The organism is Allobosea sp. (genome assembly GCF_017308075.1).
Classification (GTDB): Bacteria; Pseudomonadota; Alphaproteobacteria; order Rhizobiales; family Beijerinckiaceae; genus Allobosea.
Window position 1 is genome coordinate 84,969 of the sequence record NZ_JAFKFX010000028.1, and the last position, 14,506, is coordinate 99,474.

Sequence of the window (14,506 nt, forward strand, 5' to 3'; positions counted from 1 at the left end):
TGATAATCAACCCGGGAGGAAACGATCATGGATCTGCAACGTAGGTCTTCCTTGCTGAAGTTCGCGGCGCTGTCGCTCGCCTCGATGATCAGCCTGCCGACGCTGGCACTCGCCCAGCAGAAGGAAGTGCGCTGGGGCCAGTGGAAGGGCACCGAGGTCGGCGAGAAGTTCATGGGCGAGCTCAAGGCCGCCTTCGAGAAGGACCATCCCGACATCAAACTGACGCCGGTCGATTCCCCATTCTCCGGCTTCCATGACCGCGCCATCGTCCTACATCAGGCCAAGAAGCTGCCCGACGTGCTGCTCGTGCAGGTCGACTGGGTGGCGGAGTTCGCCGATCTCGGCATGATCGAGCCTCTGGACGAGCGCATCGCCAAGGAGCCGAAAGAGTTCTTCGGCAACATCCCCGTGACCTTCCACCAGAAATGGCGCGGCAAGCAGTACTACCTGCCGATCGAGAGCGGCGCGGTGGCGCTGTTCTACAACACCGACCTGTTCAAGGCCGCCGGCCTCTCCGGCGCGCCCAAGACCTGGGACGAGTTCGCGGAGTATGCGCGCAAGCTGACCAACCCCGACAAGCGCCAGTTCGCGATCACCGGCACGCTGCAGGGCGAGCCGCCGACCAACATGACCTATGAGATCTACCCGCTGCTGCTGCAGGCCGGCGCCAAGATCATCGATGCCGAGACCAACAAGGCGGTGTTCAACAGCCCGGAGGGTGTTGCGGCCATCGAGTGGTATGTCGATCGCATCAACAAGGACAAGGTCTCCGTTCCCGGCGTGCTCAGCAATGGCGAGAAGGAGAAGCGTGCCAACTTCGCCTCCGGCAACGTCGCCATGATGTTCGAGGGGCCCTGGGGTATCGCGATCCAGAAGCAGCTCAATCCCAAGCTGAACTACGACATCGCCCCGTTGCCGGTCGGCAAGACCAGCGGCACGATGGTGCGCGGCTCGCTGAACACCATCTCGTCTCAGGCTCAGGACAAGGACGCGGCCTGGACCTTCATGCGCTGGATGTCCGGTCCGAAGGGCATCGAGATGTGGGCCAAGGGCACTGGCGCCTTCCCGGCCCGCACCGACGTCTCGAGCCAGGACTGGTTCAAGGAGCGCAAGCTCTTCCAGGCCTTCGTCACCCAGATGGCGGCGGCCAACGCCAACTCGCCATTCCTGGTGATGCCCAACGCCGTGCAGATGAACAAGATCATGAGCACGGAAATCCAGAACGTCGTGCAGGGCAAGAAGACCGCAAAACAGGCTCTGGATGACGCCGCCGCCGAATGGAACAAGATCTTCGCCGCGGCTGCGAAATAGTTCCCGTCTGCCCGGGAGGGGCGAGCACGCCCCTCTCCCATCGTATAGGGGCCGTCCCCCGAAAGGGCGGCGGCCCCGCATGAGCGGCGTGCCATGACTTTCAAGCAGAAGTATCGCGAGGAGCTCCTCGCATTCTCATTCCTGTGGCCGGCGCTGCTGATCCTGGTCGCGCTGCTGCTCTATCCGCTCGGCGACGTTATCCGCCTGAGCTTCTACGACAGCAATCTCCAGCGCGAGGTCTGGGTCGGGCTCGGCAACTATGTCGCGCTGTTCAACGACCCGCTGTTCTGGAAGGCCTTCATCCAGACGGTCGTCTTCACCTTCTTCAGCGTGGTGCTGCATCTGGTGATCGGGCTGGCGCTCGCGCTGCTGCTCAACATGCACCTCGACGCCACTTTCCGCAGCCTGGCGCGCGGCCTTCTGATCGTGCCATGGCTGCTGGCGCCGACCGTCGCCGGCATGATCTGGGTGCTGATGCTGCAGCCCTTCGGCGTCTTCAACGGTTTTCTGGTCTCGCTCGGCCTGCTCGATCCCAACGGTACGATCTCCTGGCTCGGCGACCCCTCGACCGCGCTCGGCTCGGTCACGGCGATGAATGTCTGGCGCGCCTTCCCCTTCTTCATGGTGATGCTGCTTGCTGGTCTGCAGGCGATCCCGAGGCAGCTCTACGAAGCCGCCGAGATCGATGGCGCTACGCTATGGGAGCAGTTCTGGCACATCACCTTGCCGCAGCTGCACGGCGTCATGGCGACGATCGTGCTGCTCGATTCGATCTGGACCTTCCGTGCTTTCGACCCGGTCTATGTGATGACCGGTGGCGGCCCGGCCCATTCCTCGGAAGTACTGGCGACGGCGATCTATTTCGACGGCTTCCAGAAGCTGAAGTTCGGCTACGCCTCGGCACAGGCCGTGGTGATGTTCGTCGTGCTCTTCATCGTCAGCGCCATCTATGTGCGCCGTACGATGCGCAACGTCTAAGCGTTACGGGAAAAAGCGATGCCTATGGTCATTTCGGGCAAGCTGGGCCAGCGGGGGCGCGAGCGCCTGCTCAATGCCGCGGCCTATACCCTCCTCATCCTGGCGATCCTGATCGTCTTCTTCCCGCTCGCCTGGATGCTGTCGGTCTCCTTCCGGCCGAACATCGAGGTGATGCAGATGCCGCCGGACTGGCTGCCGCAGGTCTTCACGCTCGACGGCTACAAGAAGATCTTCACGACGCCGCGCTATCTCGTCGTCTTCGCCAACACCATGGTGATCTCGCTCGTCGTCACCCTGCTCTCGCTCGTCCTCGGCGCGATGGCGGCCTATGCGCTGGCGCGCTTCAATTTCGCCGGACAGCGCGCCGTGCTGATGTTCCTGATCACCACGCAGATGTTCCCGCTGGTGCTGCTCTGCATCCCCTATTTCAGGATCTTCATCACCTTCGGGCTCTATGACACCCGAACCTCGCTGGTGATCGTCTACCTGACCTTCACCCTGCCGTTCTGTATCCTCATGCTGCGCAGCTATTTCATCAACATTCCGCGCGACATCGAGGAAGCCGCGATGGTCGACGGTTGCTCGCGGCTCGGTGCGATCTTCCGGACGCTGGTGCCGATCTCCTATCCGGCCTTCGTCGGTGCCGGGCTCTACACCTTCCTGCTCGCCTGGAACGAGTTCCTCTTCGCGGTGGTGTTGATCGAGTCCTGGGAGAATCGCGTGCTGACCATGGCGATCTACAGCCTGATGGCCGAGTTCGTCACCGACTGGAACGCCATGATGGCCTTCTCGGTGCTGGCGAGCCTGCCGCTCGTCGTCGCCTTCATCTTCCTGCAGCGCTACATGGTCCAGGGCATGACGGCGGGGGCGCTCACCTCCTGACCACGCCGGCGCTGGGCCGCCTCCACTCCCCAAACTGCGCGCCGGTCCGGCTTCGGACCGGCGCGGTTCTTTCTCGGCCCTTCACCAAGCCCTCTCGCAAGGATAGATCGCCAGCGCGCGTCCGGTCGGGCGCGAGTTGGCGATCTATCTCTTTGTTTACGCATCGGATTCGCCCGAAAAGTGGATTCCACTTTTCGGTCCGATGCTCTAGGGATTGAAGGTGCTGCCGCCGCCTGTGGCCGCACAATCGCGAACCGCCATCCGCCAGCCCGGGAAACCTGCCGTGAGCCGCCTCGTCTACGTCCTGAACGGTCCGAACCTCAATCTGCTCGGCAAGCGCCAGCCCCACATCTACGGTCACACCACCCTGGCCGATGTCGAGGCGGAGTGCCGGGCGCTGGCGGGCGAGCTGAAGCTCGAACTGCGCTTCCACCAGAGCAACCGTGAATACGAGATCATCGACTGGGTTCACGAGGCCCGCGAGACCGCCGGCGGCATCGTCATCAACCCGGCCGCCTTCACCCACACTTCGGTCGCGGTGCTCGACGCGCTCAATGCCTTTGACGGACCGGTCTTCGAGGTCCACATCTCCAATGTCCACAAGCGCGAGGCTTTCAGGCATCATTCCTATGTCTCGCTGCGGGCGGACGGTGTCATCGCTGGCTTCGGCACCCAGGGTTACGCGCTGGCCCTGCGGCGCCTCGCCACGCTGATCGACGAGAAATAGGGGAAAGCCGATGAAGCCGGTCAGACTCGCAGTCATCGGTGCCGGTCTGATCGGCAACCGCCACGCTCAGCACATCGCGGCCGAGCCGAGTCTCGAGCTCGCCGCCATCGTCGACCCCTCGCCGAGCGCGACCTCGCTGGCTTCGTCGCTCGGGACGAACTGGTTTCCGAGCTTCGCCGAGATGCTGGCGCGTGCCCGGCCGGATGGCGTCGTCATCGCGACGCCGAACAGCCTGCATCTGGCCAATGGCCTCGAAGCCGCCGCCGCTGGCCTGCCGGCGATCATCGAGAAGCCGCTCGCCGACAGCGTCGCAGCCGCGCAGCAACTGGTCGAGACGTTCGAGAAGGCCGGGATCCCGCTGCTCGCCGGCCATCACCGGCGCTACAACCCGATGATCCGCAAGGCCAAGGAGATCGTCGAGGCCGGGCGGCTCGGCCGCCTCCTGACGCTGCATGGCAGCTTCTGGCTGATGAAGCCGGACGATTATTTCGACGTGGCCTGGCGGCGTGAGAAGGGCGCCGGCCCGATCATGATGAATCTCAGCCATGACGTCGATCTGTTCCGCTATCTCTGCGGCGAGATCGCCTCGGTGCAGGCGCAGGAATCGAACATCGTGCGCGGCAATGCCGTCGAGGAGACGGCGGTGATCATCCTGCGCTTCGTCAATGGCGCGCTCGGCACGGTCAACGTCTCCGACTCGGTGGTCGCACCCTGGAGCTGGGAGATGACCACCGGCGAGAACCCGGTCTATCCGCAGCAGCAGGACCAGTCCTGCTACCAGCTCGGCGGCACGCATGGCTCGCTGACCGTGCCGCAGCTCGAACTCTGGTACAATCCGGGCAAGCGCAGCTGGTGGGAGCCGCTGCGCCGCGAGCGCGTGCCCTTCGTCGCCGAGGATCCGCTGCGCGTTCAGGTTCGCCATTTCGGCGAGGTCATCCGTGGCGAGGCCAAGCCGATCGTCTCCGGTCGCGAAGGGTTGGAAACGCTGAGGGTGATCGAGGCCGTCAAGCAGGCGGCCAGCACCGGCGCCGTCGTCACGATCGGCTGATCATGATCGACGGCAACACCATCCTGATCGCCCATCTCGGCTACCCGACGACGACCTTCAAGGCGCCGCTGATCTACAATCCTTATTTCGAGTCGATCGGCGTCAATGCGGTGGTGATGCCGATGGCGGTCGAGGCCGATGTGTATCCTGAGGTGCTCGCCGCCCTCTTCCGCCTGAAGAACATCCGCGGTGCGCTGGTGACGATGCCGCACAAGGTGACGACGACCGGCCTCGTCGACGAGCTTTCGACGGCGGCCAGCATCGCCGGCTCCTGCAACGCTGTGCTCCTGCGGCCGGACGGCACGCTGCGCGGCGACATGTTCGACGGCGAAGGCTTCGTGCGCGGCGTTCTGCGCAAGGGCCGGCAGGTGGCGGGTGCGCGGGCGCTGGTCGTCGGCAGCGGCGGCGTCGGCGCGGCGATCGCCGCTTCGCTGGCGGGAGCGGGGGCGGCCGCGCTCGGCCTGTTCGACCTCAACAGCGCCGCCGTGGAAGGGCTCGCCCGTCGCCTGCGCGCGCATTATCCCGCGCTCGCACTGGAACTCGGCACACGCGATCCCGAGGGCTACGACATCGTTGTCAACGCGACGCCGCTCGGCATGAACGAGGGCGATCCCCTGCCGATGGATGTCTCGCGCATCGCACCGGAGAGTTTCGTCGGCGAAGTCGTGCTGAAGAGCGAGGTCACACCCTTCCTGGCCGCTGCCCGGGCGAGAGGCTGCCAGACGCAGATCGGCACCGACATGCTGTTCGAGCAGATCCCGGCCTATCTCGAATTCTTCGGCTTCCCGACGACGACGCCGGATAATCTGCGGGCGGTGGCGCAGATCAGCTACTGAGACCGACCCCGCATGGAGGGCGGCCCTGCACTGGCCGCAGGGCGCGCCTGATTGTCGCCTGACGCTGCGTTGCCTATAGCCGGATCGTCGTCGCGCCTGTCGCGGCGGCTGTCGGAAGCCTTCCGACTCGTGCCAGCCGGCGCGCAGCGGGACGGGCCCCGGCCCCGGGGGGAGGCGATGTTCGGCAGCGACGAAGCAAGACGCCCGCCTGGGCTCGGGGGCGAACGCGCCAGGTGAGCCAGCCGCTACCCAAAGCTCCGCAGTCCGATGGCGGGCTGGCCACGCTCGCGCTGGCCCTGACCGCCTTCAGCCTGTTCGCCATCGGCGACGCCGCTTCCAAGCTCATCGTCATCGAATCGAACGCCGTCGTCGCGATGTGGGGGCGCAGCGTCGTCTTCGCCGCCCTCTTCCTGTTCATCCTCCGGCCGGGGGAGTGGCGGACGGCGCTGACGCACGGCCCCGTCAAGCTCCTGCTGCTGCGTTCGATCTTCCCCTTCCTCGCCGGCAGCTGCGTCATCTTCGCGATGGCCTATGTGCCGCTGGCCCAGCTCACCACGATTCTGTTCATCTCGCCGCTGCTGAGCATGGCGCTCGGCAAGCTCCTGCTCGGCGAAACGGTGAACCGCTGGGGCTGGCTTGCGGTGCTGTCCGGCTTCCTCGGCGTGCTGACGATCATGCGGCCTTTCGGCGGTGATTTTTCCTGGACTCTGCTGATCCCGGCGCTGGCCGGCCTGCTCGCCGCCTTCGGCCAGGTCATGACCCGGATCGTCGCGCAACGGACGGCGCCCCGCACGGTGCTGTTCTACACCATGCTGGTGGCGCTGGTTCTGTCCTCGCTGCCTCTGCCCTTCTTCTGGCAGGCCCCGACGGGCGAGCAATGGCTGCTGTTCGGCCTGTCCGGGATCTGCCAGGCGGCCGGCCAGTTCGCCATGATCGCGGCCTATGCCCGCGCGACCGCCTCGCGCCTCGCACCTTATTCCTACGCCCAGCTCCTGACCGCCACCCTGCTCGGCTTCGCCATCTTCGGCGAGGTGCCCGACATCTTCACCGTCGTCGGCGCGGCGCTGATCGTCGCTGGCGGGCTGATCTCGCTGCATCTGGCCGGAAGGCGGCCGAAACCGCCCGACGAAGCGGAACGCGCCGCGCCGACGGATTGACGGGCGCGGGGCGAAGCTCCGACATCGCGAGCATCGTCCTTTCCTTCGCAACAGGACCGGGAATTCCCATGCAGATACTCGTCACCGGCGGCACCGGCTTCATCGGCGCCTGGATCGTCCGCAGCCTGCTCGCCGCCGGCCACAAGGTCCGCATCTTCGACATCAAGGATGACAGCCGGCTCGTGCGGGCGCTGGCCGGGGAGGCTGCCGCCGAGATCGACTGGCGTCTCGGCGACATCCGCGACGGCGAGGCCGTCCATGCCGCCGCCGAGGGCTGCGACAGCATCGTCCATCTCGCCGCGCTGCTGACTCCGGCCTGCCGCGAGCAGCCCGTCCTCGGCGCGGAGGTCATCGTCATCGGTACGCTGAACGTCTTCGAGGCGGCGCGTCGGCATGGCATCGCCAAGGTCGTCTATGCCAGCTCGGCCGGTGTCTTCGGCCCGGAGGACGGGGCGAGACCGCTGCCGATCACCCATTACGGCGCTTTCAAGCTCGCTACCGAAGGCAGCGCCCGCGCTTATTGGCTCGATCACGGCATCGCCAGCGTCGGCTTCCGCCCCTTCGTGGTCTACGGGCCCGGCCGCGAGCTCGGCCTCACCGCCGGCCCGAGCCTCGCCGCCGAGGCGGCCGCGAAGGGCGAGGCCTATGCCTTCATCTACACCGGCCAGTCCGACCTGCTCTATGTCGAGGATCTCGCCGCCGCCTTCGCGGCGGCGGTTGCGCGCAATATCGTCGGTGCCCATGCCTTCAACCTGGTCGGCGAGGTCGCGACCGTCGACGAGGTCATCGCCGAGATCCGACGTCAGGTCCCGGATGCGCGCCTGAGTGCCGCCGGGCCGGGCCTGCCGACGGCCCCGGAACTCGCCCCCGACGCCAGCCTGCCTTCGGTGCTCGGAACGTTGCCACGAACCGGGCTTGCGGAGGGGCTGGCGCGCACCATCGCTTTCCATCGCGATGCCGCGATGGCTCTCGGATAGGCCGGTCGGCCGAACAGGTTGAGGGGCGAAGGTCGAGAGCAGGGCAAGGCGCGGGCATCGAGCCGGCGCGCAGGAGCCGGATGGAGGATGAGGTGCTGGACATGCTGAGCGGCGAGACCCGGATCTTCGTGATCATCGGCCACCCGATCGCCCAGGTGAAGTCGCCGGCCGGCATCACCAGGGGCTTCGTCGAGCGCGGCATCAATGCGGCGCTGATCCCGATCCATGTCCTGCCCGAGGACGTCGACAGCTTCATCGTTGCGCTCGGCCCGGTGTTGAATGTCGACGGCATCGTCGTGACGATCCCGCATAAATTCGCCGCCCGGCAGCACTGCAGGACGCTGTCCGACCGGGCCCGGCTGCTGGAATCGGCGAATGTCCTGCGCCGCGGGCCCGATCGCGCCTGGCACGGCGACATGCTCGACGGGGTCGGCTTCGTGCGCGCCATGCGCCAGGCTGGCGGCGCACCGGAGGGCAAGCGTGCCTTGCTGATCGGGGCCGGCGGGGCGGGCAGCGCGATCGGCCTGCAACTGCTCGACTCCGGGGTGTTCGAGCTCGCGATCCACGACATGGATGCCGGCCGGCGCGATGCGCTGATCTCTCGGCTCTCAGCCGCTTATCCCGGGCGCGTGCGGGCGGGCTCGACCGACCCGGGCGGCTTCGGGATCATCGCCAATGCCACGCCGCTGGGCATGCGCGCGGGTGACCCCTTGCCGGTCGCGGTCGACAAGCTCGCGCCGGATATGTTCATCGGCGACGTCATCACGGCGCCCGAGGTCTCGCCCTTGCTGGAGGCCGGTCGTAGCCTAGGCTGCAAGACACAGACCGGCCTCAACATGTTCCTGGCGCAGCGCGAGCTGATCGTCGATTTCCTCGAAGGCAGGCCGGTCTAGACCGGGAGGCCGGGCGGCGCTCAACCGGGAAGAGGGCGCAGCGCTCAGCCGAGATTGGCGCGTTCCCGCAGCATCAGCACCGCGTCCTCGAGGGCGTTGAGGCAGCGCCGCTTCAGCGCGGCGTCATAGCGCGCGATCGGCAGGGCGATGTTGACGGCCGCCAGCGGAAAGCCGGAGCGGCCGAGGATCGGGCGCGCCATTCCGACGATGCCCGGCATGAACTCCTCGACCACGAAGGCGATGCCGGTCCGGGCGATCTCGGCCAGTTCCGCCTCCAGTGCCGGCACCGAATCGACCGTCCGCGGCGTGATCTTTTCGAGGCTGACGCGCGCGAGATAGTCGCGGCGCATCTCCTCGGGCAGATGGGCGAGCAGTGCCTTGCCGCCCGAGGTCGCGTAGAGCGGCGCGACATCGCCTTTCCGCATCGTGTAATGCAGGCGGTGCGAGCCGCTTGCGGTCGCCACCACCTCGGAGAGGTCGCCCTTCAGCAGGTTGAGCGCGCAGGTCTCGCGGGTCGCACGCGCAGTGTCGGCCAGCACGTCTTCGGCGACGCTGACGAGATCGCGCGTCTCGGCGCTGCGCTGGCCGAGCGCGATCACGGCCGGGCCGAGGAAATAGCCTTTGCTGATCGGGTCGTATTCGAGATAGCCACGGCAGACCAGGGTCTTGAGCAACTGCGTCAGGCTGCTCTTGGGAATGCCGAGCTGGGTCGCGATCCGGGCATGGGTCTGGCCGGCATTCCAGCGGCGCAGATACTCGAACAGGTCGAGCACGCGCATTGCGGACTTGACTGATCCCAGCTCGGCCGAGGGCATTGCAGATCCGGTTCTGTTCAGCTGCGGCGGTCGGCCCTTGGAGACGTTGCGCAATAGTGAAGACCCGGCTGGGCAGGTTCAATGTCCCTTACGGGTTAATCTCGGCGGGTGTGCTTTACTTCATATGGAAACGTATTCCCGTGGAAGCACAGATGGCTGCGACGGTCCGGCGAGAGCGGGCGATGGGCGAGGGCTGGAAGGCGCCTCTGCCGATCCGCGAGAGCCCCTCCCGGTGCGCTGCCATCGTCACCGGCAGGCTGTTGCACGGCTGCGGCGGAATCCGACCCGCAGCCGCTCGACCCTCGTCGTCAGTCGCCGAGGCGATACTCCCAGCTACCTCGCGTTTCGACCGCGCTGCGTACCGAATTGGCGAGGAAGCAGTTTTCATGCGCCGCATGGTGCAGCCCGTCGACCATGGCGTCGTCGGGCGCCAGCGCGCCGCTGAACCGGATGTGCGGCCGCAGAACCACGCGTGCGATCCATTCCTTCCCGTCCGCATTCCTCGCCATCTCGCCCGCGGCGGCGTCGCGATAGCCGTCGATGCGAAAGCCGGCTCGCGCGGCGAGGTCGAGGAACCAGAGCATGTGACAGCTCGACAGCGCCGCGACATAGGCTTCTTCAGGATCGACATTGGCCGGGTTCGAGAAGGGCTCGCGCACCACATGCGGCGAGCTCGACGCCGCGACGGCCGCCCCGCCGTCGAAGTGCCAGAGATGCGCGCGGCTATAGCGCCGGTCGAGGAAATCCTGGTCGCCGCGCTGCCATTCGATCGTCGCGCCGTGGTTCGCCATCATCCGTCTCCGAGATCGGCGCAGGCCGCCAGCACGACCATGCGCGTTGCGTCGAGATGTGCTGCCAGTGTCGCCAGCGCGGCCGGGACGTCGCCGGAGGCCGCGGCCGTGATCAACTGCCGGTGCTCTTCGGCCCAGCCTTGCTTGCGGGCTTCCGGGCCGAGCTGCTGAACGCTGAAACGGTCGATCGGCGCGCGCAGCTGGCGATAGAGCGCCAGGCTGCGCGGGCGCTCGGCCGGCCGGTAGAGCGCTTCATGGAAGGCGATGTCGCCGCCGATCCAGCCGAGACGGTCCTGCGCATCCTCGAGCTGGCCTTGCAGCCTCGCCAGCTCGCGGCAGGACCGTTCGTCATGCCGGGGCAGGGCGCGGGCGATGAGGTCGCTCTCGACCAGGTGGCGCAGATCGAAGATCTCGTCGATCTCGGCGGGCGTCGGCCAGCTCACCCGTGCCCCGCGATAATGCTCGATCCTGAGAAGCCCCTCGCTCTGCAGCTGGGCCAGCGCTTCGCGGACCGGGATGCGGCTGACGCCGAATTCGCTGGCGAGCTGCTCCTGGCGCAGCAACTCACCGGCCTGCCAGCGGCCCTGGTCGATGTCCTGACGCAGGCGCGTGGCGAGGGCGGCGGCGGTCGTCGTGGCGGCAAGGGGCGGAATACTCATCGTGTAATTGTATCCAATTATACGATATCTGCAACCGTCTCCGGCCCGGAGCCTCGTGCCGCAGGCGGGGCGCGCCCGTCGGTTCAGCTCAGCCGGTCGCGGGCTCGCAGCCCACCATCCAGAATGCCCCGTAACGGTCGCTCAGCATGCCGAAGCGCGGCGCCCAGAAGGTCTCGGCCATCGGCATCGTCACGGTGCCGCCTTCGGCCAGCGCGGCGAAGATGCGCTCGGCTTCGGCCGGCTCCTTCACGGTGACGCTGACATGGACGCTCTGCATCGGCCCGGTGCTCTGCTCCGGCGGCGCGTCCGAGGCCATCAGCATCTGGCCGTCGTCGAGTTCGAGGCAGGCATGCATGATCTTGGAGCGCCATTCCGGCGCGATATCGACCGGCGAGCCTTCATAGCGCAGCATCGCCTCGATCCGGCCGCCGAGAATCCGCTGATAGTCGGTGAAGGCGGCTTCGCACTGGCCGTCGAAGAAAAGATAGGGCGCGAGCTTCATCATCGATCCTCCGCTGCATTGTTGTGCCGGCGCGCATCGCCGGCATGGCTGCGAGACCAAGAGCATGGCAGGATCGCTCGACAGCCATCGTCAGCAGGGTGACCCTGAGGCGAATCGAACCGGAGACCATTGCGCGACATGACTTTCGAGATCGCCGCCACGCCGGAAGCAGCCGTCGACCGGCTGGAGGCCCTGTACGCCCAGGCGCGGCAGGCATTGGGCGATGACCTTCAGCGCTTCTTCACCACGCGCCAGCCGCCGACGCTGGAGCAGCGCGCGCTCTATCGCTATCCGATGCTGCGCGTCACCTATGAGCCGTCGAAGCTGCCGGCCGCGACGCGGCGCGGCTATGCCAAGTTCGCCGTGCCCGGCGTCTATTCGACGACGGTGACGCATCCGGCGGAGTTCCGCGCCTATCTGCTCGATCAGCTGCGGCCGCTCGTTCGGGATTACGGCGCGACCATCGAGACCGGGGTCAGCGCCCAGGAGATTCCCTATCCCTACGCGCTCGACGGCGGCGACGAGCTCGGGCGCGGCAAGGTCAGCCCGGCCGAGCTTGCCCGTCACTTCCCGACGCCCTTGCTTTCGCTGGTCGGTGACGAGGTCGCCGACGGCACCTTCGACATCATCGAGGGCGAGCCGCGGCCGCTCTCGCTGTTCGATGCGGTGCGTGTCGATTATTCGCTGCGCCGGCTGGTGCACTACACCGGCACCGATTGGCGCGCCGTCCAGCCCTGGGTGCTGCTGACCAATTATCATCGCTATGTCGACCAGTTCGTCCGGCTGGCCCTGGCCGAGATCGAGGCCGGCACGGCACTGGCGCTGGTGGCGCCGGGCGGCGTGCGGATCGAGCGCGAAGGCCTCGATGTCAGCGCCGCCGAGCGGGTGATGTCGGCGCCCTGGCACCGTTTCCAGATGCCGGCCTATCACCTGATCCGGGCGAAGGGGGAAGGGGTGACGCTCGTCAACATCGGCGTCGGGCCCTCCAACGCCAAGAACATCACCGACCATCTCGCGGTGCTCAGGCCGAATTGCTGGCTGATGGTCGGCCATTGCGGCGGTCTGCGTCAGACCCAGATCATCGGCGACTATGTTCTCGCCCATGCCTATCTCCGTCAGGACGGCATTCTCGACGAGCATGTGCCGCCCGACATCCCGATCCCGGCTCTGGCCGAGGTCCAGGTCGCGCTGCAGCAGGCAGCCGCCGACGTCACCGGCGAGAAGGGCGACCGGCTGAAGCAGCGCCTGCGCACCGGCACCGTGGTGACGCAGGACGATCGCAACTGGGAACTGCGCTGGACCAAGGAGCGCAAGCGCATCAACCTCTCGCGCGCCATCGGCGTCGACATGGAATCGGGCACGATCGCCGCGCAGGGCTACCGTTTGCGCGTGCCCTATGGCACCTTGCTCTGCGTCTCTGACAAGCCTCTGCATGGCGAGATCAAGCTGCCGGGTGCCGCCAACGCTTTTTATGAGCGGGCGGTGAGCGAGCATCTGAAGATAGGTCTCGCCGCGCTCGAAAGGCTGAAGGAAGCCGGCTCCTCGATCCATTCGCGCAAGCTCAGGAGCTTCGACGAGCCGCCCTTCCGCTGAGCCGGCGCGAGACGCAGGGCTGCCGCGCATCGTCATCGCTGGGCATTTCCCGCGATGCACGCCATAGCAATCTCGACAAGGGCCGCTTGCAGGAAGGATCGCCGGGGAATTGGAGTCCGGAGTGACGATGGCCCTGATCGGGCCGGCCGTATTATGCGTTTTCGGTCTCTCCTTCCTCTGGGCCTGGATGATCGAGCGAAGGCGCGACTATCTCCTCCTGCTGGCGGCGGCTCCGGCGCTGTTCGCGATCGCGGTAGCGGTCCAGGTGTTCTTCTGGCCGGCATCGGTGCCGGCGAACGCCTTGCTCTCGGGCCTGTTCTATACCGTGGCGGTCCAGATCGCGGCCGAGGCGGTGTTGCGTCGTTCGGGCAAGCGGCTCGGCCGGGTCTGGCATGCCTGCGCCTTCATCGCCGTCATGGGCGGTCTGTGGTACTTCGCCTATGTCGCACCCAACCTCCTGGCCCGCGTCTATCTCCAGAATTTTGGCTACGGCCTCGTCCTTCTCGTCGCCAGCCTGCATATCACGCCCCTGATGCGTGGCCGCCCGGTCGACCGGGTACTGTTCTGGGTGCTGTTCGCCTTCGCCCTGCATTTTTTCCCGCGTACCATCCTGACGATCGGGCTGGAGGCGCCGGGCGATCTCAGGGTCTTCCAGGATTCGCTGTTCTGGCAGGCGCTGCATTTGTCCCTGGCCGTGCTCGGTGCGGCCCTGGCGACGGCGTTGCTGGCGGCGACGCTCTCCGACGTGATCGACGATCTACGCCGCGAGCGCGACAGCGACGGCCTGACCGGCCTGCTCAATCGGCGTGCCTTCGAGCAGCGTGCGGGCGCGATGCTCTCCGTCGCCGGCGAAGCGCCCTGCGTGCTGCTCGTCTGCGATCTCGACCATTTCAAGCGGGTCAATGACAGCCACGGCCATGCCGCCGGCGACGAGGTGCTGAGCGCCTTCGGCAGGCTCCTGCGCCGTGTCAGCCGCGAGAAGGATCTGGTCGCACGGATCGGCGGCGAGGAGTTCGCGATCCTGCTGCCAGGCGCGACACAGGCGGCCGGCCTGGTGTTGGCCGAGCGGGTGCGAGCCGGGCTTTCCGGCCTGGTCTTCACCTTCGCGCCGGGTGGAGGCGCGGTGACGGCGAGCTTCGGGATTGCGGAGCGCCGGTCCGGCGACGCGCTGTCCGAACTCGTCTCCCGCGCCGATCGGCGCCTGTACCAGGCCAAGGCGCGCGGCCGGGACCGGGCGGTCGCCGACGACTGCGCCGAGATTCCGCAGCCGGGGCCAGCCCAGGCTGCGGCCGTATCGACCCTGCCCATCCGGGCGCCCCGATGACATCCCGGCCTGC

At 66.9% G+C, this 14,506-nt stretch carries 15 protein-coding genes; 11 read left to right on the forward strand and 4 right to left on the reverse strand.

Annotated elements, in window-relative coordinates; genetic code table 11:
• Nucleotides 1–27: 27 nt before the first annotated feature.
• The 9 genes from J0J10_RS09845 (at nt 28) to J0J10_RS09885 (ending at nt 8,809) form a co-directional block, all read left to right on the forward strand.
• Nucleotides 28–1,311: an ABC transporter substrate-binding protein gene (locus J0J10_RS09845; protein ID WP_291633562.1), complete on the forward strand. Its 1,284-nt coding sequence runs from the start codon at nt 28–30 to the stop codon at nt 1,309–1,311.
• Between the two features lie 93 nt (nt 1,312–1,404).
• Nucleotides 1,405–2,289: a carbohydrate ABC transporter permease gene (locus J0J10_RS09850; protein ID WP_291646311.1), complete on the forward strand. Its 885-nt coding sequence runs from the start codon at nt 1,405–1,407 to the stop codon at nt 2,287–2,289.
• Between the two features lie 18 nt (nt 2,290–2,307).
• Entirely contained in the window at nt 2,308–3,171 is an 864-nt protein-coding gene (locus J0J10_RS09855; protein WP_291646312.1) for a carbohydrate ABC transporter permease, read from the forward strand.
• A gap of 283 nt (nt 3,172–3,454) precedes the next feature.
• Entirely contained in the window at nt 3,455–3,898 is a 444-nt protein-coding gene (gene aroQ / locus J0J10_RS09860; protein WP_291633568.1) for a type II 3-dehydroquinate dehydratase, read from the forward strand.
• Nucleotides 3,899–3,908: 10 nt separating this feature from the next.
• Nucleotides 3,909–4,946, forward strand: a complete 1,038-nt coding sequence (locus J0J10_RS09865; RefSeq protein ID WP_291646313.1) for a Gfo/Idh/MocA family protein — start codon at nt 3,909–3,911, stop codon at nt 4,944–4,946.
• Between the two features lie 2 nt (nt 4,947–4,948).
• Nucleotides 4,949–5,782, forward strand: a complete 834-nt coding sequence (locus J0J10_RS09870) for a shikimate dehydrogenase family protein (RefSeq protein WP_291646314.1) — start codon at nt 4,949–4,951, stop codon at nt 5,780–5,782.
• Between the two features lie 233 nt (nt 5,783–6,015).
• Nucleotides 6,016–6,939, forward strand: coding sequence for a DMT family transporter (locus J0J10_RS09875; RefSeq protein WP_291646315.1), 924 nt, complete (start codon nt 6,016–6,018; stop codon nt 6,937–6,939).
• Nucleotides 6,940–7,007: 68 nt separating this feature from the next.
• Nucleotides 7,008–7,916, forward strand: a complete 909-nt coding sequence (locus J0J10_RS09880) for an NAD-dependent epimerase/dehydratase family protein (RefSeq protein WP_291646316.1) — start codon at nt 7,008–7,010, stop codon at nt 7,914–7,916.
• A 101-nt stretch (nt 7,917–8,017) separates the two neighbouring features.
• Nucleotides 8,018–8,809 (forward strand): shikimate dehydrogenase family protein, encoded by a 792-nt coding sequence (locus tag J0J10_RS09885; RefSeq protein ID WP_366825266.1) that lies wholly within the window; start codon nt 8,018–8,020, stop codon nt 8,807–8,809.
• 44 nt (nt 8,810–8,853) lie between these two features.
• Here the strand turns inward: J0J10_RS09885 and J0J10_RS09890 are convergent, their stop codons facing one another.
• The 4 genes from J0J10_RS09890 to J0J10_RS09905 form a co-directional block, all read right to left on the reverse strand.
• On the reverse strand, nt 8,854–9,588 hold the full coding sequence (locus J0J10_RS09890; RefSeq protein WP_291646318.1) for an IclR family transcriptional regulator: 735 nt from the start codon (nt 9,586–9,588) through the stop codon (nt 8,854–8,856).
• Nucleotides 9,589–9,932: 344 nt separating this feature from the next.
• The gene (locus J0J10_RS09895; RefSeq protein WP_291646319.1) at nt 9,933–10,415 is read right to left on the reverse strand and encodes an OsmC family protein; all 483 of its coding nucleotides are present in this window, start codon (nt 10,413–10,415) and stop codon (nt 9,933–9,935) included.
• Nucleotides 10,415–11,074, reverse strand: coding sequence for a GntR family transcriptional regulator (locus tag J0J10_RS09900; RefSeq protein WP_291646320.1), 660 nt, complete (start codon nt 11,072–11,074; stop codon nt 10,415–10,417). The genes J0J10_RS09895 and J0J10_RS09900 overlap by 1 nt, the downstream gene beginning before the upstream one ends.
• 88 nt (nt 11,075–11,162) lie before the next feature.
• Entirely contained in the window at nt 11,163–11,576 is a 414-nt protein-coding gene (locus J0J10_RS09905) for a VOC family protein (protein ID WP_291633720.1), read from the reverse strand.
• Between the two features lie 138 nt (nt 11,577–11,714).
• Between J0J10_RS09905 and J0J10_RS09910 the strand changes: the two genes are divergently transcribed.
• Both J0J10_RS09910 and J0J10_RS09915 read left to right on the forward strand, forming a co-directional pair.
• Nucleotides 11,715–13,169, forward strand: a complete 1,455-nt coding sequence (locus tag J0J10_RS09910) for an AMP nucleosidase (RefSeq protein WP_291633586.1) — start codon at nt 11,715–11,717, stop codon at nt 13,167–13,169.
• 127 nt (nt 13,170–13,296) lie between these two features.
• Nucleotides 13,297–14,493 (forward strand): GGDEF domain-containing protein, encoded by a 1,197-nt coding sequence (locus J0J10_RS09915; RefSeq protein WP_291646451.1) that lies wholly within the window; start codon nt 13,297–13,299, stop codon nt 14,491–14,493.
• Nucleotides 14,494–14,506 lie beyond the last annotated feature (13 nt).

Bases quoted from the DNA above. Each gene is read 5' to 3' on its own strand.
- J0J10_RS09880 (WP_291646316.1), top strand. From the start codon at position 7,008: ATGCAGATACTCGTCACCGGCGGCACCGGCTTCATCGGCGCCTGGATC.
- J0J10_RS09870 (WP_291646314.1), top strand. From the start codon at position 4,949: ATGATCGACGGCAACACCATCCTGATCGCCCATCTCGGCTACCCGACG.
- J0J10_RS09905 (WP_291633720.1), bottom strand. From the start codon at position 11,576: ATGAAGCTCGCGCCCTATCTTTTCTTCGACGGCCAGTGCGAAGCCGCC.
- J0J10_RS09885 (WP_366825266.1), top strand. From the start codon at position 8,018: ATGCTGAGCGGCGAGACCCGGATCTTCGTGATCATCGGCCACCCGATC.
- J0J10_RS09850 (WP_291646311.1), top strand. From the start codon at position 1,405: ATGACTTTCAAGCAGAAGTATCGCGAGGAGCTCCTCGCATTCTCATTC.
- J0J10_RS09855 (WP_291646312.1), top strand. From the start codon at position 2,308: ATGCCTATGGTCATTTCGGGCAAGCTGGGCCAGCGGGGGCGCGAGCGC.
- J0J10_RS09890 (WP_291646318.1), bottom strand. From the start codon at position 9,588: ATGCGCGTGCTCGACCTGTTCGAGTATCTGCGCCGCTGGAATGCCGGC.
- J0J10_RS09895 (WP_291646319.1), bottom strand. From the start codon at position 10,415: ATGGCGAACCACGGCGCGACGATCGAATGGCAGCGCGGCGACCAGGAT.
- J0J10_RS09900 (WP_291646320.1), bottom strand. From the start codon at position 11,074: ATGAGTATTCCGCCCCTTGCCGCCACGACGACCGCCGCCGCCCTCGCC.
- J0J10_RS09865 (WP_291646313.1), top strand. From the start codon at position 3,909: ATGAAGCCGGTCAGACTCGCAGTCATCGGTGCCGGTCTGATCGGCAAC.
- J0J10_RS09910 (WP_291633586.1), top strand. From the start codon at position 11,715: ATGACTTTCGAGATCGCCGCCACGCCGGAAGCAGCCGTCGACCGGCTG.
- J0J10_RS09845 (WP_291633562.1), top strand. From the start codon at position 28: ATGGATCTGCAACGTAGGTCTTCCTTGCTGAAGTTCGCGGCGCTGTCG.
- J0J10_RS09915 (WP_291646451.1), top strand. From the start codon at position 13,297: ATGGCCCTGATCGGGCCGGCCGTATTATGCGTTTTCGGTCTCTCCTTC.